The organism is Rhizobium moroccans (assembly GCF_057559155.1).
In genome coordinates, this window is sequence record NZ_JBHFJG010000013.1 from 143,221 (window position 1) to 162,971 (window position 19,751).

The following is a 19,751-nucleotide window of genomic DNA, read 5'->3' on the forward strand; positions in this document are numbered from 1 at the left end:
TGACAAATCCTTCACAAACCGCTTCCGTTCGCCTCAGCGGCATGGGCAAAGTCGAGTTCATCGCCATGATGGCCATGCTGATGGCGCTCAACGCATTGGCGATCGACATCATGCTGCCGGGTCTTCAGGAAATCGGCGCCGCGCTCGGCGTGGAAAACGAGAACCACCGGCAATATGTGGTTTCCGCCTATCTTCTGGGCTTCGGTGTCGCCCAGCTCGTCTATGGGCCGATCTCCGACCGCTTCGGACGTCGTAGCCCAATGATCATCGGACTGGTGATCTACATCCTCTCCTCGCTCGCGGTCGTGGCGGTCCCCTCCTTTGCCGGCCTGCTCGCACTGCGCTTCATCCAGGGCGTCGGCTCGGCGGCGACGCGGGTCATAACCGTGTCCATCGTCCGCGACATTTATGGTGGCCGCGCCATGGCCGAGGTGATGTCGCTGATCATGATGGTCTTCATGGTGGTGCCGGTCATCGCGCCGGGCACCGGCCAGCTCATCCTGCTGTTCGGCGATTGGCACCTGATCTTCGTCTTCATGGCCGTCGCGGCGCTCGCTGTGGTCATCTGGATGCACATGCGCCTGCCGGAAACCCTGCATGCCGAGGATGTGCGGCCGTTCACCATCTCCTCCGTGCTCGACGGCTTCCGCATCGTGCTCACCAACCGGGTAGCGCTCTGTTACACCATTTCAAGCACCTTCATCTTCGGTGCGCTGTTCGGCTTCATCAATTCCGCGCAGCAGGTCTATGTCGGCATCTATCAGCTCGGCGTCTGGTTTCCGGTCGCCTTCGCGGCGGTGGCGGTCTTCATGGCCTTCTCGTCCTTCATCAACTCGCAGCTTGTCGGGCGCTTCGGCATGCGTCGCCTCTCGCACGGCTCGCTGCTCGGCTTCATCGCGATCACCTTCTTGTGGCTGATGGTGCAGATCTTCGGGCCGCAGCCCATGCCCTTCCCGCTTTTCCTGGCCTTCTTCGCGCTTGCCATGTTCCAGTTCGGCTGGATCGGGTCGAACTTCAATTCGCTCGCCATGGAGCCGCTGGGCCATGTTGCCGGAACGGCTTCCTCCGTGCTCGGCTTCATGGGAACGATTGGCGGCGGCATCATCGGCGCGATGATCGGGCAGGCATTCAACGGCACCGCGCTGCCGATGGTCGCCGGCTTCTTCACGGTTTCGGTGATCGGTCTGATCTTTGTGCTGATCGGCGAAAAGGGAAAGCTGTTCCAGCCGCATAACCCGCCGGTCTGACATTTTCGGAGGGCGGCGGCACGGCCAAGCGCCCCGCCCCCCGATTATTCAGAGTGTGAAGACCTCACGCCGCAGCGTCTCCCAGCTTTGGGAATCGGTCGAAAGCAAAAGGCCACCGCTTGTATGCCGCAGCAGATAGCGCGATCCGTCGAAACGCGCCACATGAGCCCCGGCCTCGACCGCAATCAGCGCTCCGGCCAGATGATCCCACGGCATCAGCTTGTTATACATGAGGTAATGCGCGTAACCGCTTGCAAAGGCACGATATTCATGGGCCGCACAGCGATAGGACATCACATAGCGCACCTTGGCGAGATTACCGAGGATTTCCGCACGACGTTCCGCCGGCAAGAAACCCGTGGACGCCATTCCGACCATCTGTGAAAGCGGCGCGGGCGGAGAGACGCGAAGCTGTTGTGAGGAGCCATCCGGGCGCCGCAGGAAGGCGCCCGCCCCCTTCTCGGCCATGACCCAGTCGTCGCCCATCGGATCGTAGATGATGCCGGCCACGGTTTCGCCCTTCCAGACGACCGAGGCCATGACGCCGAAGGCGGGAATGCCCGAGGCAAAATTGAAAGTGCCGTCGATCGGATCGACCACCACCGCGAAATCGGCATCCGGCAGCCTGCCGAGCAAAGCGGGGTCCGCCGCGACCGTTTCTTCGCCGACGAAAAGGGCATTCGGCACCAGAGCTTCGATTTCCCGCCGAAGCATCCGTTCCGCGGCCTCGTCCCCTTCGGTCACAAGGTCCGTCGCCTCGCTCTTGGAGCGGATATCGCCGCTGCCGAGCCGGCGAAAGCGTGGCAGGATCTCGGCCTTGGCGGCCTGGCGCAGCAGATCGGCAAGCCGGGCGACATCGAGCGGCAAAGTCATTCTGAAATCCTTGGAGCGGCGGCAAGGCCGGCAAAATCGAAGAGTTTCGGATCGAGAAGATGAGACGGGTTCGCATGCGCCAGCGCCCGAAGCATCGTGTCCTTCCGGCCCGGCATACGCATCTCGATATCGGCAAGCATGGCCTTCATGGCGTTGCGCTGCAGGCCATCCTGCGAGCCGCAGAGATCGCAGGGAATAATGGGAAAGCGCATGGCGGCGGCGAATTTCGCAAGATCGTCCTCGGCGCAATAGGCGAGCGGCCGCAGCACCATCAGATCCCCTTCATCGTTCAGAAGCTTCGGCGGCATGGCCGCAAGCCGCCCGCCATGAAAGAAGTTCATGAAGAAGGTCTCGAGAATATCCTCCCGGTGATGGCCGAGCACCAGGGCATCACAGCCTTCCTCGCGCGCTATGCGGTAGAGATTGCCGCGCCTGAGCCGCGAACAGAGCGAGCAATAGGTCGCGCCCTGCGGAACCTTCTCCTTCACCACCGAATATGTATCGCGGTATTCGATCCGGTGCTTCACACCGATCGAGGCCAGGTAATCGGGAAGCACGTGCTTCGGAAAATTCGGCTGGCCCTGGTCGAGATTGCAGGCGATCAGTTCCACCGGCAGCAGGCCGCGCCATTGCAGGTCCAGCAGGATAGCGAGAAGCGAATAGGAATCCTTGCCGCCCGAAAGGCCGACCAGCCAGCGCTTCTGCTCCTTCAGCATGCCGAAATCGTCGAAAGCCTGGCGCACCTGCCGCAAGAGCCGCTTGCGCAGCTTGTTAAACGAGACGGAACTCGGCGCATCCGCGAAAAGGGCCGGAACGAGGCCGTTGCCAGCCTCTTCATCCAGTTCATCGGCGATTGCCGTCACTATCCCCATTCGCTTCTCCTGAAAGGCCGCGAAAATCCGGCCCGCTCATGGTGATGCGTGCCGCCCGAGAGCGGCCGCTTCCATTCCGGCATCAGGCCCCGAGAGCGGCAGCCACGGCCGCGATGGCCTCCTGCGACTTCGAGCCATCCGGGCCGCCTGCCTGCGCCATATCCGGCCGGCCGCCGCCGCCCTTGCCGCCAAGAGCAGCAGACGCCACACGCACGAGCTCCACGGCGCTGAAACGCTCCGTCAGGTCCGGCGTGACGGCGACAACCGCGCTCGCCTTGCCATCGGCGGAAACGCCGACCAGTGTCACGACGCCCGAACCGAGGCTCGCCTTGCCTTCGTCCGCCAGTCCCTTGAGGTCTTTCGCATCGATCCCTTCGAGGGACTTGCCGAGGAACTTGATGCCGCCGATTTCCCGAACGTCATCGCCGGCGCCAGCCTGCCCGCCGCCCATGGCGAGCCGGCGCTTGGCATCGGCAAGCTCCCGTTCCAGCTTGCGCCGCTCCTCGATCAGTGCTTCGACGCGCGGCAGGACTTCCGCCGGCTGCACCTTGAGGGCGCCGGCAAGCGACTTCACGCGCTCGTCCTGCTCAGCGAGATAGGTCCGGGCCGCGTCGCCCGTGAGCGCCTCGATGCGGCGCACGCCCGCGCCGACCGCGCTTTCGGAAAGAACGCGCACGAGACCGATATCACCGGTGGCGTTCACATGCGTGCCGCCGCAGAGTTCCAGCGAATAGGTCTTGCCTGCCTTGGAACCCTCGAGCCCCTTGCCCATCGAGACGACGCGCACCTCATCGCCATATTTTTCGCCGAACAGCGCCATCGCGCCTTCAGCGATCGCATCGTCGACGCTCATCAGGCGCGTGGCAACCGAAGAGTTCTGCAGGATGATGGCGTTTGCCATGTCTTCTACCTTCTGCAGCTCCTCCGCCGTCATCGGCTTCGGATGTGAGATGTCGAAGCGAAGCCGCTCCGGCGCCACGAGCGACCCCTTCTGCGCCACATGTCCGCCCAGCACCTCGCGCAGCGCTTCATGCAGCAGATGGGTGGCGGAATGGTTGGCACGCAGGCGCGAGCGGCGCTCATGATCGACCGCGAGCAGAACCGCATCGCCGATCGTCAGCGTGCCGTCCGAGACGGTAGCCGTGTGAACGAAGAGCCCCTCGCCCTTCTTCTGGGTATCCGACACGGTCAGGCGCGCATGATCCGTCGAAATTGCGCCGGTATCGCCGACTTGGCCACCGGACTCCCCATAGAACGGCGTCTGGTTGACGACGACCTGAACCTGATCGCCGGCAGACGCGCTGTCGATGACCTTGCCGTCCCTGACGATCGCCTGCACCACGCCTTCGGCGGCTTCGGTGTCGTAACCCAGGAATTCCGTGGCGCCGTGCTTTTCCTTCAGCTCAAACCAAACGGTTTCGGTCGCCTTGTCGCCGGAGCCTGCCCAGCTTGCACGGGCCTCCGCCTTCTGGCGCTCCATGGCGTCGGTGAAACCGGCAATATCGACGCCGATCTCGCGGGCACGCAGGGCGTCCTGGGTCAGGTCGAGCGGGAAACCATAGGTGTCGTAAAGCTTGAAGGCGGTCTCACCGTCCAGCATGTCGCCCTTGCCGAGCGTGTTGGTCGCATCGGACAACAGCGAGAGGCCGCGCTCCAGCGTCTTGCGGAAACGGGTCTCCTCCAGTTTCAAGGTTTCCGAAATCAGGGCTTCCGCACGCATGAGCTCCGGATAGGCGCGGCCCATTTCCTGCACGAGAACCGGCAGAAGCTTCCAGAGCAGCGGCTCGCGCGCGCCGAGAAGTTCGGCATGACGCATGGCGCGGCGCATGATCCGGCGCAGCACATAGCCGCGGCCCTCGTTCGACGGCAGGACGCCATCAGCGATCAGGAAGGCGGAAGAGCGCAGGTGATCGGCGATCACGCGGTGGCTGGCCCGGCGTTCGCCCTCGGCCTTCACGCCGGTCGCTTCCACCGAAGCGGAGATCAGCGCCTTGAAGAGGTCGATATCGTAATTGTCGTGCACGCCCTGCAGAACGGCTGCGACACGCTCAAGGCCCATGCCCGTATCGATCGACGGGCGCGGCAGATCGATGCGCTCTTCCTTCGTCAGCTGCTCGTACTGCATGAAGACGAGGTTCCAGATCTCGATGAACCGGTCGCCATCCTCTTCCGGCGATCCCGGAGGGCCGCCCCAGATATGATCGCCGTGATCGTAGAAGATCTCCGAGCAGGGGCCGCAGGGCCCGGTATCGCCCATGGCCCAGAAGTTGTCGCTGGTCGGGATGCGGATGATCTTCTCGTCCGGCAGTCCGCCGATCTTCTTCCAGAGGTTAAATGCCTCGTCGTCCGTATGATAGACCGTAACCAGAAGGCGATTGCGATCGAGGCCGAATTCCTTGGTGATCAGGTTCCAGGCAAGCTCGATGGCGCGCTCCTTGAAATAATCCCCGAAGGAGAAATTTCCGAGCATCTCGAAGAAGGTATGATGGCGCGCGGTATAGCCGACATTGTCGAGGTCGTTGTGCTTGCCGCCGGCGCGCACGCATTTCTGGGCTGTCGCCGCCGTGGAATAGGGCCGGGTCTCAAGACCGGTAAAGACGTTCTTGAACTGCACCATGCCCGCATTGGTGAACATCAGCGTCGGATCGTTGCGCGGCACCAACGGACTGGAGGACACGACCTCGTGTCCGTTCTTCCGGAAATAGTCGAGGAAGGTCGACCGGATGTCATTCACGCCGCTCATGCTAAGCCCTTTATTCCGCTGACTGCGGTTCAATCGCCGAAAAACCACTGGCTTTTATCGTTCGCACCCACCGCTGTCCAGACGAACGCAAACCGGCCGCTCATCTTTCACAGATGGCGGCCGGCGAACGAGCCCAGCTATTGATGTAATTTCTCACATCTCCGCGGCATTATCCCCGTCATCGCTATCGGGACCACCGTTCTCCAGGAAGCGATCGGCAATCAGGCCGGCATTCTGACGCAGCGCCATCTCGATCTCGCGCGCCAGTTCCGGATTGTCGCGCAGGAAGAGCTTGGCGTTTTCGCGGCCCTGCCCGAGGCGCTGGCTGTTATAGGAGAACCAGGCGCCGGATTTTTCGACGATGCCGGCCTTGACGCCGAGATCAACCAGCTCGCCGGTCTTGGAAACGCCTTCGCCATACATGATGTCGAATTCGACCTGCTTGAAGGGCGGGGCCATCTTGTTCTTCACGACCTTGACGCGGGTCTGATTGCCGACGACCTCTTCGCGCTCCTTGACCGAGCCGATGCGACGGATGTCGAGACGGACGGAAGCATAGAACTTCAGCGCGTTGCCGCCGGTGGTGGTTTCCGGAGAGCCGAACATCACGCCGATCTTCATGCGGATCTGGTTGATGAAGATGACCATGGTATTCGATTTGGAGATCGAAGCCGTGAGCTTGCGCAGCGCCTGGCTCATCAGGCGGGCCTGAAGGCCCGGCAGGCTGTCGCCCATCTCGCCCTCGATTTCGGCCCGCGGCGTCAGTGCCGCAACCGAATCCACCACCAGAACGTCGATCGCGCCGGAGCGCACCAGCGTATCGGTGATCTCGAGCGCCTGCTCGCCCGTGTCCGGCTGGGAGATCAGGAGGTTCTCCAGATCGACCCCGAGCTTGCGGGCATAGACCGGATCGAGCGCATGTTCGGCGTCCACGAAGGCGCAGATGCCGCCCTTCTTTTGCGCCTCGGCAATGGTCTGCAGGGCCAGCGTCGTCTTGCCCGAGCTTTCCGGACCGTAAATCTCGATAATACGTCCCTTCGGGAGACCGCCCACGCCGAGTGCGATGTCGAGGCTCAGCGAACCGGTGGATATCGTTTCGATCTCCACGACCTTCTCGTTCGCACCGAGCTTCATGATCGACCCCTTGCCGAAGGATCGTTCGATCTGCGACAGTGCCGCTTCCAGCGCCTTGCTCTTATCCACCGATTTGTCCTCTACGAGCCGCAAAGAATTTTGTGCCATCCGATCCACCTTTAGGTTATTGAAGCCGCGCAGGCAATGAAGCAGCCGATGTGAATTTCGTACATGTTTTGTTCCAGTTTAGCAAGCACCCCTCAACGAATTGAGAAAAAAAGGTTATCCGGCCTGCGTTCTCCGCTTGTTCCCGCCGAGCGGGATACGCATTCTGAGGCGGTGACGATCAAGTCCAACAACCTGAAATCGCAGCGAATCAAACCTTCCGCGGGAATTGGAAAATGAAGAAGATTCTGGTCCTCGGCGGAGCCCATATCGATCGGCGCGGAAGGCTTTCGGGCGAGACGACGATGGGCGCCAGCAATCCCGGCCACTGGATCGAGGACACCGGCGGTGGCGGTTTCAATGCGGCGCGCAATCTCGCGCGCCTCGGCCATGCGGTGCAGATGGTGGCGCCGCGCGGCGGCGATGACGCAGGAAAGCGCGTCGCGGCAGCCGCCCGCGAAGCGGGCGTCGAAGACTGCCCTTTCGTCTTCCTCGACCGACCGACGCCCAGCTACACGGCGATCCTGGCTAATGACGGCAATCTCGTCGTCGCCCTTGCCGATATGGAACTCTACCGTTTCTTCACGCCCCGACGCCTGCGCATCCGGGCGCTCCGCGAGCGATTCGCCGCCGCCGATTTCGTATTATGCGACGCCAATTTGCCGGCCGATACGCTGGAGGCGATCGCCACACACGCTCATGAGAACGGCAAGCCGATTGCGGCAATCGGCGTTTCCCCGGCCAAGGTCGCGAGGCTCGCCGGCTGCCTGCACCGCATCGATTTCCTCTTCATGAACGCCGCGGAGGCCGAAGCCCTTGCGGGCGAACGGCCGGAAAGCCCGGAGGGATGGCCGGAACTTCTGCGTGCCATGGGATTGAAGGGCGGCGTGGTCACGCAAGGCGGCAGCCAGGCGGTTGCATTTTCACAGGCCGAAACAGTGCTTCTCGCCCCTCCCCCCGCGATGATCGTCGACGTCACCGGGGCCGGAGATGCACTGGCGGCGGGCTTCATCCATGCGTTGCTGGAAGGGAAAAGCCTCTCGCAAGCCCTCCGTTCGGGAACCGCTGGCGCGCTGATCGCGCTTCGTTCACCCCGATCTGTGCCGGACGACCTTTCGCAAAGAACGCTCGATCATGAGCTGCTCCGTCTTTCAGAACCCCAACCGGCCTGAAATCACTTCTGCTCGTCGAGCATTTCCCGAACAGCCACAGCAAGCTGCTTCAGCGAGAACGGTTTCGGCAGGAAGCCGAACTTGGCATCCGCCGGCAGATTGCGCGCGAAGGCATCTTCGGCATAGCCGGAAACGAAGATGAACTTCATATCCGGATAGGATTTGCGCAGCTCCGCAAGCAGGGTCGGACCGTCCATTTCGGGCATGACCACGTCGGAGACGACAATATCGACCTTGCCATCCAGTTCCTGCATGATCTCCAGCGCTTCCGTCCCGGAGCCCGCTTCATGGACCGTGTAGCCGCGGGTCTCGAGCATCCGCTTGCCGCCGCGGCGCACGGCCTCCTCGTCCTCGACAAGCAGAACGACCGCGGAGTTTCCGGTCAGATCGACGCTCTCGCTGCTCGCGGCGGCGGCCTTCGACGCGGCTCCGGCCTTTTCGCCTTCCGCCGCATTGCCAGCTGCATCCTGCTCCCGGGGCGCCTGCTCCTCCGGAACGTGCCGCGGCAGGAAGATGCGGAAGCTCGTACCCTTGCCGAGGTCCGATTGCGGATAGATGTAGCCGCCGGATTGCTTGACGATGCCATAGACCATGGAGAGGCCAAGGCCCGTGCCCTTGCCTACTTCCTTGGTGGTGAAGAAGGGCTCGAAAATCTTGTCCATGATTTCCGGCGGGATGCCCGTGCCGCTATCCGACACTTCGATCATCACGAAATCCTCGGCCGGCAGATCCGCCTGATGGAGGCTTGCGGCCTCTTCAGCCGGAACGTTGCGCGTCTTGACGAGGATCGTGCCGCCTTGCGGCATTGCATCACGGGCGTTGACGCAAAGGTTGATCAGCACCTGCTCGAACTGCGAAAGGTCGGTGCGGACCGGCCACAGGTCGCGGCCGTAATCCACTTCGAGCTTCACATTGGTGCCGGAGATCAGCCGATCGACCAGCATGCGCAGATCGCCCACCACATCCGTGAGGTTCAATACGGCGGGCCGCATGGTCTGCTTGCGGGAGAAGGCAAGCAACTGGCGCACGAGGACGGCGGCGCGGTTGGCGTTGCGCTTGATTTCCATGAGATCGGCGAAGCTCGCGTCGGATGGGCGCGCCTGCAAAAGCAGATGGTCGGAAGAGAGCAGGATCGCCGTCAGCACGTTGTTGAAATCGTGCGCGATGCCGCCTGCAAGCGTGCCAACCGCATTCATCTTCTGCGTCTGCGCCATCTGGGTTTCGAGCGCCTTCTGCTCGGTGGTCTCGAAGGCATAGACGATGGCCACCTCTTCCGGCGCCTCGTCGCCCGCGTCGATCACGGCGTTGACGTAGAAACGGACGTAGCGGTTCTCCTCGCCCGGATAGCGGGAGTCGATCGGAGGAATGTCGCCCTGCCCGTCCTTGGCGGCGGCAAGCGCCTGCAGGAGCTGCGGCCGCGTATTCTCATGGACGATGGCATCCAGCATGGCGCCGGTCTCGACGTCGTCGCGGGACACCACGCCGGCGAAAAGTTTCAGGAAGGGCGCATTGATGCGCAGGATCTTGCCTTCGCCATCGACGGAGGCGATCGCCATCGGCGTGTTGTTGAAGAAGCGCGTGAAGCGCATGGCGGATGCCGATTGGTCCCCCTCGCCGCCTTTCGGGCGGGCAAGCACGATGGTTCGGCTTTCTCCCGGCGCGCCGTCGCGCATGGAGCTCACGCTATGCACGAGCCTGACCGGCAGGCTCTGGCCGTTGGTGCGGCGTAGGTCGAGATCCAGTGTTTCGGTACGCTTGAGGCCGGGGGCGGCCTGCACGGACTGGATGAGTGCCATGCCCTCGCCGGCCACCAGATCGGCCATGCTGATCGAGCCCGGCGTGAACTTGGTGAGATCGATGCCGAGCCATTCGGCAAGCGTCGCGTTCAGGTAGAATATCTCGCCCTTCCTGCCGGCCGAGAAGAAGCCTGCCGGAGCATGGTCGAGATAGTCTATGGCGTTCTGCAACTCGCGGAAGAAGCGCTCCTGCTCGTCGCGCTCGGGCGTGATATCGGTGATCTGCCAGATGTCGAGCTGGTTCTTGCGCTTGTCTTCGGGAGCGAGCAGCCGGGCCTTCAGCCGATACCAATGCGCGCCGGAACCGTTTTCAGTGGCGCGGCCGAGCGGCTTCATCAGCCGGAATTCCTCGTGCCCCTCCCGGCCCTCGCGCAGCGCCGTCGTCAGGCGGTAGAGCGCCTCGGTCGAATCACGCGTCCTGGAAAGCAAGGTCTCCAGCGACTGCACGTTGCTCGCCTTCGTCGCGCCGGTCATCCGGCCATAGGCGGCATTGGCGTAGAGAATGTGACCTTTCGGATCGGTGATCAGGATTCCGTCGGGATGATTGGCCAGAAAGCCGCGCGCCAACTCCTCCGATCGGGATTGCGGCATCACCTCCACCAGGCCGATGAGGGAAGACACCACGAAAAAGATGCCGACCATGGCGAGGATTCCGAGGATGCCGAGCATCACCTCGTTATCCAGCGCATGCTGGAAGAAGACGAAGGCCACCGCCACCCCGATCAGCACGAGAGCGAGCAGCAGGATACGGATGATCGTGCCGCCCCGCGCTCCGCGCTCCACCAGCGGCGCCTCGTAGTTGCCGCCCTGCTGCAACCTCGTCATCTACCCCTCACATTTCGACCGATCGACGAGCGCGGCCATAGAAAACTGCGGAATTCCTCCACGATTCTCTCTTAGCAAGTTGAAGCTGAAGCAAAAAGCTCCGAAGCACAGAAAAGCCGGGATAGTGGTACACATTGCTCTCGCGCGGCCCGTCCGTGCTTGCCACGAGGTGAAAAAAATCGTCATCTGCCGCGGTAGTAGTCCCCCGGGGCAGTTCGAAGGAGAACCGAAAATGGTCGAAGAACTGATGGGCGCCTATGGCAGCCGCTTCGTGATCGCCATCCTGGGGGTGGCCGTCGGCCTTATCTGCCTGATCGGCGTCCTCTGGTTGCTCAGGGGCCGCAGCGGCCCCTCGCCTTTCGTGCGCGGCGGCAAGAACAGGCAACCCCGCCTGCAGGTGCTCGACGCCGCCGCCGTCGATACGCGCCGCCGGCTGGTGCTCGTGCGCCGCGACGACGTCGAACATCTGATCATGATCGGCGGTCCCACGGATATCGTCATCGAAAGCAGAATCGCACCGGCAGGCCTGCCTCGGACCACGCCCGTCCAGACGGTGCCCGTCCCGGCGGAGGCGCCCGTTGCCGTCAAACCCCGCCCCGTGCCGGAGCCGCGACCCGCGGCATCCGAGCCCCAGCTGACCGCCACGCCTGAGCAACGCCTCGCGGCTGCCGGCCCAACCTCGATGGTCGCCGCACGCGCCGTTGCTCCCGAGCCTGAAACAACCCCTGCCCGGCCGCGACAGGAACCCGTCCTGCAGGCTCCGGACGAAGCGCCGCACCCGGTTTCCCGGCCCGCGCCCGGCGTCAATCAGGCGGAAGATATGCTGGAGGCGGCGCGCGGTCGTGTATTCGGCGGCGCGACCGAGCCTGTTCGCGCCGCACCGCTGCAGGCCATCCAGCCCGAAGCGGGAAAAGTGCTGGGCAGCGACTTCGAACGCATCCTGGAAGAAGAGATGGCCAGCAATCTCGCGGCCCGACAGGCCGCGGCTTCCGGAGAAAATCGAGCGACGCCTCAGCGCAACCCGGCCGTGCCGCCGGTCACCGGCGCGACGCCCGAACCCACGCTCCAGGCCGAAGTCGCGCGCATTTTCGGTGAAATGTCGGTCACGCGCGACAAATGAGCGTGCGGCGCGGCTCCGATGCCGCCCCTATTCCGCGAATGAAAAAGGCACGGTTTCCCGTGCCTTTTTAGTTTGTTTCCGGTCGAGGCGGCGATTACTCGTCGCGATAGACCTTCTCGCGGCGCTCGTGGCGCTCCTGGGCCTCTATCGAAAGCGTGGCGATCGGACGGGCGTCCAGCCGCTTCAACCCGATAGGCTCGCCGGTTTCCTCGCAGTAACCGTAGGTGCCATCATCGATGCGCTGGAGGGCGGCATCGATCTTGGAGATCAGCTTGCGCTGACGATCGCGAGCGCGAAGTTCGATGGCTCTGTCGGTTTCGGAGGAAGCCCTGTCGGCGAGGTCAGGATGATTTGCGCTTTCTTCCGCCAGATGACCCAGCGTTTCGCGCGCTTCTCTCAGGATGTCATTCTTCCAAGCGATCAGCTTCGCCCGGAAATAGGCTCTCTGTTTTGCATTCATGAACTCATCGTCTTCCGAGAGCACATAATTGCTAAGATCGATCTTCTCACTCAACGCGATTCTCCCGAAGAACATCTCTTGGCGCGCTCTATATCCTATTCGGCTATCCACGTTCAAGCCTTACAACTCGAAACAAGAGATAATTTAAAACTGTCACAAAAATGAGCTAAACGATTATTATTTAAGCTTTTATTCCGCACAGACCGAACAGCGGGACCGCACCTCACGCGCTTGTGCTATCGCCGCGGACAGCCTGGATGGCGGTTGACGAACATCCCCTTGCGGGGCTACGCAGTCGTTCAAACGGAGTTGCGGCCCCGGCATGGTCACCATCGATCCTCCACCTTTTCGTATCTATCTTCTGAGGCATGCCAAGTCCGGCTGGGCCAAGCCCGGCGAGCGGGATTTCGACCGCACGCTCGACGATCAGGGCTATGCCGAGGCGGAAATCGTCGCGGATATGGCGGCCGACAGGAATTATCGCCCCGATATCGTCATCTGCTCCACGGCGGTGCGCTGCCGGCAGACGGCCGATGCCATACGGCGGGCGATGGACGAGACATTGGAGATGGTCTTCGTCGACGAACTCTACAACGCGCCGCTCGCCACCTATCTCGCCCTGCTTGGGGCGCAGGAGGAAAAACAGTCCGTCATGCTCATCGGCCACAACCCGACGATCGAGGAAGCGCTGGAAGCGCTGGTGGGGGCCGATCGCATGGTAGCCGCGATCCCGGGCGGCTTCCCGACTGCCGGCCTTGCGGTGATCGATCATAGAGGTGTTACGTCCGGCGCGGAGACCGGCTGGGTCATCGCGGATTTCATCACCGCCTGAAGGTTGCAGCCGCGGCAGCGACGCACTCCTTTGCACGCGCGGCATCGCAGACTATATAAGATCGAAATTCATCCGGGATGACGCCTTGCCGCCTTCTCTCACCAGCTTCACCGACGACGCGCGGATTGCCCTCGACAATCTCGCGGACCGAGCCACCGGCCTTGTAAACCCGACGGTGAGGCTCGGCGTTACCGGCCTTTCCCGCGCCGGAAAGACCGTCTTCATCTCTTCGCTGGTCCACAACCTCCTCAACGGCGGGCGCTTGCCGCTGTTCGAGGCCATGCGCTCCGGGCGCGTTTCGGCGGTCAGGCTGGAGCCCCAGCCCGACGACGCCATTCCCCGCTTCCAATATGAGGACCATATCCAGGCGCTGGTACGCGATCGGGTATGGCCGGATTCGACCCGCGCCATCTCGGAATTGCGCATAACCCTGGATTACGAGAGCGCCAGCGGCTGGAGCCGGATGTTCTCGCGCGGCCGGCTTTCCATCGATATCGTCGATTATCCCGGCGAATGGCTGCTCGACCTGCCCCTCCTCGGGCAGGATTACTCCACCTTCAGCGAGAACACCGTAAATCTCGCTAAAACCGGCATACGCGAGGAATTGTCGCGTGAATGGCTGGCGCTCACGGCCGGCATCGATATGGATACGCCGGTCGACGAAATGACCGCGAGACGCCTGGCCGAGGCGTTCACCGCCTATCTTCGGGCCTGCAAGGCGGACGAGCGCTCGCTCTCCACATTGCCGCCCGGCCGTTTCCTGATGCCCGGCGATCTCGAAGGATCTCCGGCGCTCACCTTCGCCCCTTTGCCGAACATTCCGCAGAGCCGCGCGCCGAAGGGATCGCTGCGCGCCATGATGGAACGGCGTTACGACGCCTATAAGTCGGTCGTGGTGAAGCCCTTCTTCCGTGAGCACTTCGCGCGGCTCGACCGGCAGATCGTACTGGTGGATGCCCTGCAGGCGATCAATCGCGGTACGGAAGCCGTGCAGGATCTGGAGCGTGCGCTCACCGATGTGCTCGCCTGCTTCCGTTCCGGCCACAACAGTTTCATCTCCTCCCTGCTCGGCCGGCGTATCGACAAGGTGCTCGTTGCCGCCACAAAGGCCGATCACCTCCATCACGAGAGCCACGACCGCCTGGAACGGATCGCGGCGCGGATGGTGGATCGGGCGGTCGAGCGCATCGGCATGTCGGGCGCGGATATCGACGTGATGGCGATCGCCTCGGTCCGCGCCACGCGCGAGGCCACCGTGAAGGAAAACGGGCAGCTTCTGCCGGTCATCGTCGGCACACCGATGGCGGGAGAAACGATCAATGGCGAGCGCTTCGACGGCGACAAGAAAACTGCCATATTTCCCGGTGACTTGCCGGAAAATCCTGAAGCATTCTTTCAGCAGATGGAATCCTCGTTGCCCACCCTGCCGGATATCAACGTGATACGGTTCCGCCCGCCCGCGCTGGAAGAGACCGGCGGCGGGCTCAAACTCTCCATTCCACATATCCGGCTCGATCGCGCCATGCAGTTCCTGTTCGGAGACCGCCTCGCATGAGACCGCCCGAAACCGAGAAAGAGCGGCAGAATCGCCGGCCAGCCTCCTTCGCGATCAAGGAAGAGGAGTTCCGTGAACCCGCGCCGCCGCTTCGCCGCGCTCCACGCAGCTTTGCGGGTGACATCATCGTCACGCCCGACGAGGAAGATCCCTTCCTCTCGCCCGCGGAGCTTTCGCCCGAGGCGATCCCGATGGCCGAGCCGCGGCGTCGGAAGTTCTCCTTCGCCAATCTCGCGCTTGCGGCCTTCGGCACCTTCCTGTCGCTCGCGTTCGGGCTTTGGGCGGACCGGGTCGTCCGCGATCTCTTTACGCGGGCCGACTGGCTCGGCTATGCGGCGCTTACCGCGCTCGGGCTTGGGCTGATCGGCCTCCTCGTCGTCGTCGGCAGGGAGATTCTCGGGATCATGCGGCTTTCCGCCGTGCAGACGTTGAAGGCCGAAGCGGAGGAGGCCATTGCGGCTCCGCGGCCGGCGCCGGCCCGTGCCGTCACCGCCAAGCTTGTCAGGGTTCTTTCCCATCGCGCCGAGACCGCCAAGGGCCGCGCAACTCTCGACGCCACCAGCGACGAGATCATCGACGGGCCGCAGCTCATCGAACTGGCGGAACGCGAATTGCTTTCGCCGCTCGACCGAAAAGCCCGCGCCCTCATTCTCGGCTCTTCCAAACGCGTTTCGATCGTGACCGCGGTCAGCCCGCGCGCCATCGTCGATCTCGCCTTCGTGCTTTTCGAGGTGAGCCGGCTCGTCCGGGCCATGGCCGAACTCTATGGCGGCAGGCCCGGCACGCTCGGCCTCCTGCGGCTGATGCGGGATGTGATCGCCCATCTCGCGGTCACCGGCTCGATCGCCGTGGGCGACGGTCTCGCCCAGCAGGTTCTCGGCCAAGGGCTGGCCTCGAAACTTTCGACCCGGCTCGGCGAAGGCGTGATCAACGGGCTGCTGACGGCCAGGATCGGGATCGCCGCCATGGACCTCTGCCGGCCGTTGCCCTTCCGGGCGCTCAAGCGGCCGGGCATCGGCGATTTCATCTCCGATATCGCTGCGGCGGGTACGCGCCGGGAGACCTGATTGCCGCCCGAAGGCTAATAAAGCAGTCCCGAAACTGGACGCAGATACCACTCGTTAACCATTCCGAGCGTAGGTTGCGACGAGTTCAGGTTGCTGCTTTGCCCGAGGAAAGTTCCATGTTTTCGCGCTTCTTTTCGCTGTTTGGCGGGCTGGCCGCCGTGACTTTCGCAGCCTCGTCGGCGCTGGCGCCGGAAGCACTCGCGGCCTCTCGCGATCAAGTCTTCTTCCAATCGGTTTCGGGTATCTGGAAGGGACCGGGCGAGATCGTCGCCGGCAAATACAAGGGCACCAAATTCACTTGCCACCTCACCGGCGAATCCGCTCCGGGCGGCGAGACTGGCATGAAGCTCGACGGCACCTGCCGCGTCGGCGTTTTCAAGCAGCCGATGTCGGCCGTCATCACCCATAACGGCAAGGGTTATCAGGGCAAGTTCCTCGATGGCGCCGAAGGCAAGGGCCTCGACATCATCTCCGGCTCTGTGAGCGGCGACAAGGTCGTGATGGGCATCAATCGGGCCAAGCTGAACGGCGCGATGGTCGCCAGCCTGCGCGGCGACAACAAGATGAACATCACGATTTCGGTGAAGGTCGAGGATCAGATGGTGCCGGTGATCGGCCTCACGCTCGATCGGGACATGGATTCGATCGCCGTCGGCTCGATCCGCTGAAAAGGTGTGGTGGCGCTCAATCGACCCGCCACCAGTCCCCGTTTGGCCGGACCACCCTTATTCCGGCGACATCCGCCTCCGCCAGCCATGCGCCGACGCTCTTTCCCTTGACGTTCAGGTCCGGTGCGATATCGGCAAGCGGCATCAGCACGAAGCTCCGCTCCGTCATCCGCGGATGCGGCAGTTCGAGCTTATCCGTCTTCTGCTCGCGGCTGCCGAAGGTCAGGATGTCGATATCGATGGTACGCGGCCCCCATCTTTCCAGCCGCTCCCTTTTCATGTCCCGCTCGATCGAAAGGCAGGCATCGAGCAGGGCCTCGGGCTCCAGCGAGGTTTCGACCAGCGCGCAGGCATTGAAGAAATCCGCCTGATCGGTCTTTCCCCAGGGAGGCGTCGAGTAGAGCCGGGAAACCGCCAGTACACGGCAATCCTCACGACGGTCGAGCTGCCGCAATGCCCTTGCCATGGCAGCGGGCGGATCGCCGATATTGCCGCCTAGGCCGAGAGACGCGACCTCCAGGCCGCCATTACGGGACGTGCTCAACGCACACCTCCGCATGGTCGAGAATGCCGGGAATGGGTACGCTCGGCTTACGCACGGTTATCGCCGTGCGGCGGATCTGCGGAAAACGCTCGCAGAGCGCCAGCGCGACATCCCTGGCCAGCGCCTCGATGAGCTTGCGCCGCTGGGTGGTCACCACCTTTTCGACGATCTGGAAGGCAGTACCGTAATGGACGGTCCTCGCAACGTCGTCGGTATCGAGCGCCTCGTCCGCGTCGACCTCCATGACGACATCCACGAAAAACCGCTGGCCGAGGAATTCCTCCTGCTCCAATGCGCCGTGCCTTGCGAAGAAGGAACAGTTCTTGAGCGTAATCGTATAGGTCATGCGGTGCCCTCCGTTCCGGTTTCCCTCTCCGCCGCGATCATCGCATCGGCGATCGCAAGAGCGTCCCTGCTTGCCGCGACATTGTGAACGCGGAAGATGGCCGCCCCAGCAAGCCGCAGGATCGCGCTGGTCGCAGCCGTTGCGATATCACGTTCTTCGGCCTGCCCGCGTCCGGTGAGCGACCCGACGAACCGTTTGCGCGACGTGCCGACGAGCAGCGGCAGCCCGAACCGGTGCAATTCATCGAGCCTCGTCATCAGCCGCACATTCTCGCCCACGTCCTTCGCAAACCCGAATCCGGGGTCGAGGACGATCCTCGCCCGCTCAACACCCGCCGCTTCCGCGATCTTCAGCGACTGTTCGAAGAAGAGTTCCTGGTCGGCGATCACGTCATCGAGCTTTTCCCGTCCCCGCCCGGTATGCATGATGCAGAGCCCTGCCCCGGTCTCTGCCGCCACGCGGGCAAGCTCGGGCTCCCGCTGGAGCCCATGCACGTCGTTGATGATGTGCGCTCCGGCGGCCATCGCAAGCCTTGCTGTTTCGGCCCGATAGGTATCGATGGAGATCAACGCGTCGCTCTCTCCGGCAAGCCTTTCGATCACCGGCAGAACCCGGTCCTGCTCCTCGGCAGCGCTCACATCCGCGGCTCCGGGCCTGGTCGACTCGCCTCCGATATCGAGAATTGCAGCGCCCTGCTCCAGGCATTCGAGGCCGTGCGCCACCGCCGCCTCGACATTCGTGTAGAGCCCGCCGTCCGAAAAGGAATCCGGCGTCACGTTGACGATCGCCATGATATGGCCACGAAGACCGAGTTCGAGACTGCGCCCGCCACCGACCTGCCATAGTGTGTTGCGCGGGGATATCACCTTCCGCCCATCTCTCGGGGAGTAACGCAAATTTTCCAGCCTTTGTGTTGCGCTTGAGTTGGCTATGCCCCAAGCTCGAAACAAGTTCAACGTTGCAGGCCAGAGAATGTTTTTGATGTGCCGTTTCCGCCGGATTGTCGGCGGAGCCCTCTTCCTTTCCATGATTCCGGCCATCACGCATGCCGATCCTCTGATCAACAAGACCTATTCCTATTTCCGGATCGGCGGCCGCACGGCGGAGGACCTGGACAAGGAGCTCGAAAAGCGCGGTCCGGTGACGAGGACGACCGGCCATCGGCATCCCGGTGCGACGGAGATCAAGTTCGGCGGCGAAGTCACCTATGTGGAGCGCGAAGGGCGCTGCGCGGTCGGCGGCGCCAAGATCACCTTGCGCACCCACCTCATCCTTCCCCGCTGGAACAATCGGCGCCGCGCCGAAAAGGATCTCGTGATGATCTGGGACGCGCTCTCGGCCGATATCAAGCGGCACGAGGAGCGTCATGCCGAGATCGCCCGCAACTACGCGCGCACGCTGGAGCGGGACTTGAAGAGGCTGCCGGCCAGCCGAAGCTGCCAGGCATTGGAGAAGCAGGTGGCGGAAACGACGCGCCGCGTTCTGGAGGCGCACGACCGCGATCAGCTCCGCTTCGACCAGGTGGAATCGAAGAATTTCGATGCCCGCATGATGCGGCTTCTGAAGTACCGCATGCAGCAAAACGGCCGCTGATCAAGGCCGCGCCTGCCGCCAAAGCCTCCTTCCCATTTCGGTAAACCACGCCTCCATCACGATTTTTCGGGGGAGTGCGATTTATGGTAATGGCCTAATAAAGGAAATTCGGCTAGAAATTCATACATGATCTTTAGCCGACTGATTCTCCGGAGATCGCGGCAAAGACGAGGCGACCGGTACCTGCCCGTCGTGTGTTGGGCGCTGTGTCGCATGCAGTTTTGAAGTCAGTCCGCGTGTTCTGCCCCTGAGTGCCGTTCTCCTGGCGCGTCCCTAAGCCGCAGGTGTCTCCTCCCTCGCCCGCGGTGATGCGCCCGCCTTGCCTCGCTTGCCGCTCCCAGCGCAGCGAGGCGTTTTTTTGGCTTGCGGAAAGATCAGGCCTGGCGTTCCGGCACGTTGACTACCAGTCCGTCGAGTTCCTGAGTGATCTTGATCTGACAGGAAAGGCGCGAGGTCGGCCTCACTTCGTAGGCGAAGTCCAGCATATCCTCTTCCATGGGCGCCGGCGGGCCGACCTTGTCCGTCCACTCCTCATCCACATAGACGTGACAGGTGGCACAGGCGCAGGCGCCGCCGCATTCGGCCTCGATGCCGGGAACGGAATTGCGGACCGCGTTCTCCATCACGGTGGAGCCGGTCTCTGCTTCGAGTTCGAAGCGCGTACCGTCGAAGGCAACGATGGTGAGTTTCGTCATGATCAGGAAATCCGGTAGGGGTTGGTGGTAGACGGGACTTATCTAAGCGGCGCCGTCTTCCAATAAAACCCCTGGACAGTCAACATTTTCAGGCGACGCCCGCC

Annotated in this window: 18 protein-coding genes; 8 read left to right on the forward strand and 10 right to left on the reverse strand. The window is 62.8% G+C overall.

What is annotated here, in order from left to right; all coding sequences use genetic code 11:
• The first annotated feature begins 41 nt into the window (after positions 1-41).
• On the forward strand, positions 42-1,247 hold the full coding sequence (locus ACE04I_RS10385; protein WP_046792987.1) for a multidrug effflux MFS transporter: 1,206 nt from the start codon (positions 42-44) through the stop codon (positions 1,245-1,247).
• A gap of 48 nt (positions 1,248-1,295) precedes the next feature.
• On the opposite strand, the gene ACE04I_RS10390 is transcribed toward ACE04I_RS10385, so the two are convergent.
• The 4 genes from ACE04I_RS10390 to recA all read right to left on the reverse strand — a co-directional run bounded on the left by ACE04I_RS10390 (position 1,296) and on the right by recA (position 6,977).
• The gene (locus ACE04I_RS10390; protein WP_487207021.1) at positions 1,296-2,120 is read right to left on the reverse strand and encodes an inositol monophosphatase family protein; all 825 of its coding nucleotides are present in this window, start codon (positions 2,118-2,120) and stop codon (positions 1,296-1,298) included.
• Positions 2,117-2,992, reverse strand: a complete 876-nt coding sequence (ttcA, locus tag ACE04I_RS10395; protein ID WP_046792356.1) for a tRNA 2-thiocytidine(32) synthetase TtcA — start codon at positions 2,990-2,992, stop codon at positions 2,117-2,119. The genes ACE04I_RS10390 and ttcA overlap by 4 nt, the downstream gene beginning before the upstream one ends.
• A gap of 82 nt (positions 2,993-3,074) precedes the next feature.
• On the reverse strand, positions 3,075-5,735 hold the full coding sequence (gene alaS, locus ACE04I_RS10400) for an alanine--tRNA ligase (RefSeq protein WP_046792357.1): 2,661 nt from the start codon (positions 5,733-5,735) through the stop codon (positions 3,075-3,077).
• Positions 5,736-5,888: 153 nt separating this feature from the next.
• Entirely contained in the window at positions 5,889-6,977 is a 1,089-nt protein-coding gene (gene recA, locus ACE04I_RS10405; RefSeq protein WP_046792358.1) for a recombinase RecA, read from the reverse strand.
• 233 nt (positions 6,978-7,210) lie between these two features.
• On the opposite strand from recA, the gene ACE04I_RS10410 reads away from it, so the two are divergent.
• Positions 7,211-8,146, forward strand: a complete 936-nt coding sequence (locus ACE04I_RS10410) for a carbohydrate kinase family protein (RefSeq protein WP_046792359.1) — start codon at positions 7,211-7,213, stop codon at positions 8,144-8,146.
• Between the two features lie 2 nt (positions 8,147-8,148).
• On the opposite strand, the gene cckA is transcribed toward ACE04I_RS10410, so the two are convergent.
• Entirely contained in the window at positions 8,149-10,767 is a 2,619-nt protein-coding gene (gene cckA / locus ACE04I_RS10415; RefSeq protein WP_046792360.1) for a cell cycle histidine kinase CckA, read from the reverse strand.
• A 232-nt stretch (positions 10,768-10,999) separates the two neighbouring features.
• Here cckA and ACE04I_RS10420 point away from each other — a divergent pair, with 232 nt between their 5' ends.
• The gene (locus ACE04I_RS10420; protein ID WP_046792361.1) at positions 11,000-11,887 is read left to right on the forward strand and encodes a flagellar biosynthetic protein FliO; all 888 of its coding nucleotides are present in this window, start codon (positions 11,000-11,002) and stop codon (positions 11,885-11,887) included.
• A gap of 94 nt (positions 11,888-11,981) precedes the next feature.
• On the opposite strand, the gene dksA is transcribed toward ACE04I_RS10420, so the two are convergent.
• A complete protein-coding gene (gene dksA / locus ACE04I_RS10425) occupies positions 11,982-12,401 on the reverse strand; it encodes an RNA polymerase-binding protein DksA (RefSeq protein WP_046792362.1) in 420 nt (139 codons plus the stop codon).
• Between the two features lie 268 nt (positions 12,402-12,669).
• Here dksA and ACE04I_RS10430 point away from each other — a divergent pair, with 268 nt between their 5' ends.
• The 4 genes from ACE04I_RS10430 to ACE04I_RS10445 all read left to right on the forward strand — a co-directional run bounded on the left by ACE04I_RS10430 (position 12,670) and on the right by ACE04I_RS10445 (position 16,469).
• Complete coding sequence (locus ACE04I_RS10430) at positions 12,670-13,179, forward strand: SixA phosphatase family protein (protein ID WP_046792363.1); 510 nt, start codon at positions 12,670-12,672, stop codon at positions 13,177-13,179.
• Positions 13,180-13,264: 85 nt separating this feature from the next.
• Positions 13,265-14,734 carry a YcjX family GTP-binding protein gene (locus tag ACE04I_RS10435; RefSeq protein ID WP_046792364.1) on the forward strand — a complete coding sequence of 490 codons (1,470 nt, stop codon included), beginning with the start codon at positions 13,265-13,267 and terminating at the stop codon, positions 14,732-14,734.
• Complete coding sequence (locus ACE04I_RS10440; RefSeq protein ID WP_046792365.1) at positions 14,731-15,801, forward strand: YcjF family protein; 1,071 nt, start codon at positions 14,731-14,733, stop codon at positions 15,799-15,801. Before ACE04I_RS10435 ends, ACE04I_RS10440 begins: the two co-directional genes overlap by 4 nt.
• 116 nt (positions 15,802-15,917) lie before the next feature.
• The gene (locus ACE04I_RS10445; RefSeq protein ID WP_046792366.1) at positions 15,918-16,469 is read left to right on the forward strand and encodes a hypothetical protein; all 552 of its coding nucleotides are present in this window, start codon (positions 15,918-15,920) and stop codon (positions 16,467-16,469) included.
• Between the two features lie 16 nt (positions 16,470-16,485).
• On the opposite strand, the gene folK is transcribed toward ACE04I_RS10445, so the two are convergent.
• Genes folK through folP form a run of 3 tightly spaced genes read right to left on the reverse strand, consistent with a single transcriptional unit; the run spans position 16,486 to position 18,225 of the window.
• Complete coding sequence (folK, locus tag ACE04I_RS10450) at positions 16,486-17,013, reverse strand: 2-amino-4-hydroxy-6-hydroxymethyldihydropteridine diphosphokinase (protein ID WP_280950034.1); 528 nt, start codon at positions 17,011-17,013, stop codon at positions 16,486-16,488.
• A complete protein-coding gene (gene folB, locus ACE04I_RS10455; protein WP_046792368.1) occupies positions 16,997-17,359 on the reverse strand; it encodes a dihydroneopterin aldolase in 363 nt (120 codons plus the stop codon). The genes folK and folB overlap by 17 nt, the downstream gene beginning before the upstream one ends.
• On the reverse strand, positions 17,356-18,225 hold the full coding sequence (gene folP / locus ACE04I_RS10460) for a dihydropteroate synthase (protein ID WP_046792369.1): 870 nt from the start codon (positions 18,223-18,225) through the stop codon (positions 17,356-17,358). The genes folB and folP overlap by 4 nt, the downstream gene beginning before the upstream one ends.
• Positions 18,226-18,331: 106 nt before the next feature.
• On the opposite strand from folP, the gene ACE04I_RS10465 reads away from it, so the two are divergent.
• Entirely contained in the window at positions 18,332-18,952 is a 621-nt protein-coding gene (locus ACE04I_RS10465; protein ID WP_046792370.1) for a DUF922 domain-containing Zn-dependent protease, read from the forward strand.
• A 374-nt stretch (positions 18,953-19,326) separates the two neighbouring features.
• Here the strand turns inward: ACE04I_RS10465 and ACE04I_RS10470 are convergent, their stop codons facing one another.
• Complete coding sequence (locus tag ACE04I_RS10470; RefSeq protein ID WP_046792371.1) at positions 19,327-19,647, reverse strand: 2Fe-2S iron-sulfur cluster-binding protein; 321 nt, start codon at positions 19,645-19,647, stop codon at positions 19,327-19,329.
• Between the last annotated feature and the right edge of the window lie 104 nt (positions 19,648-19,751).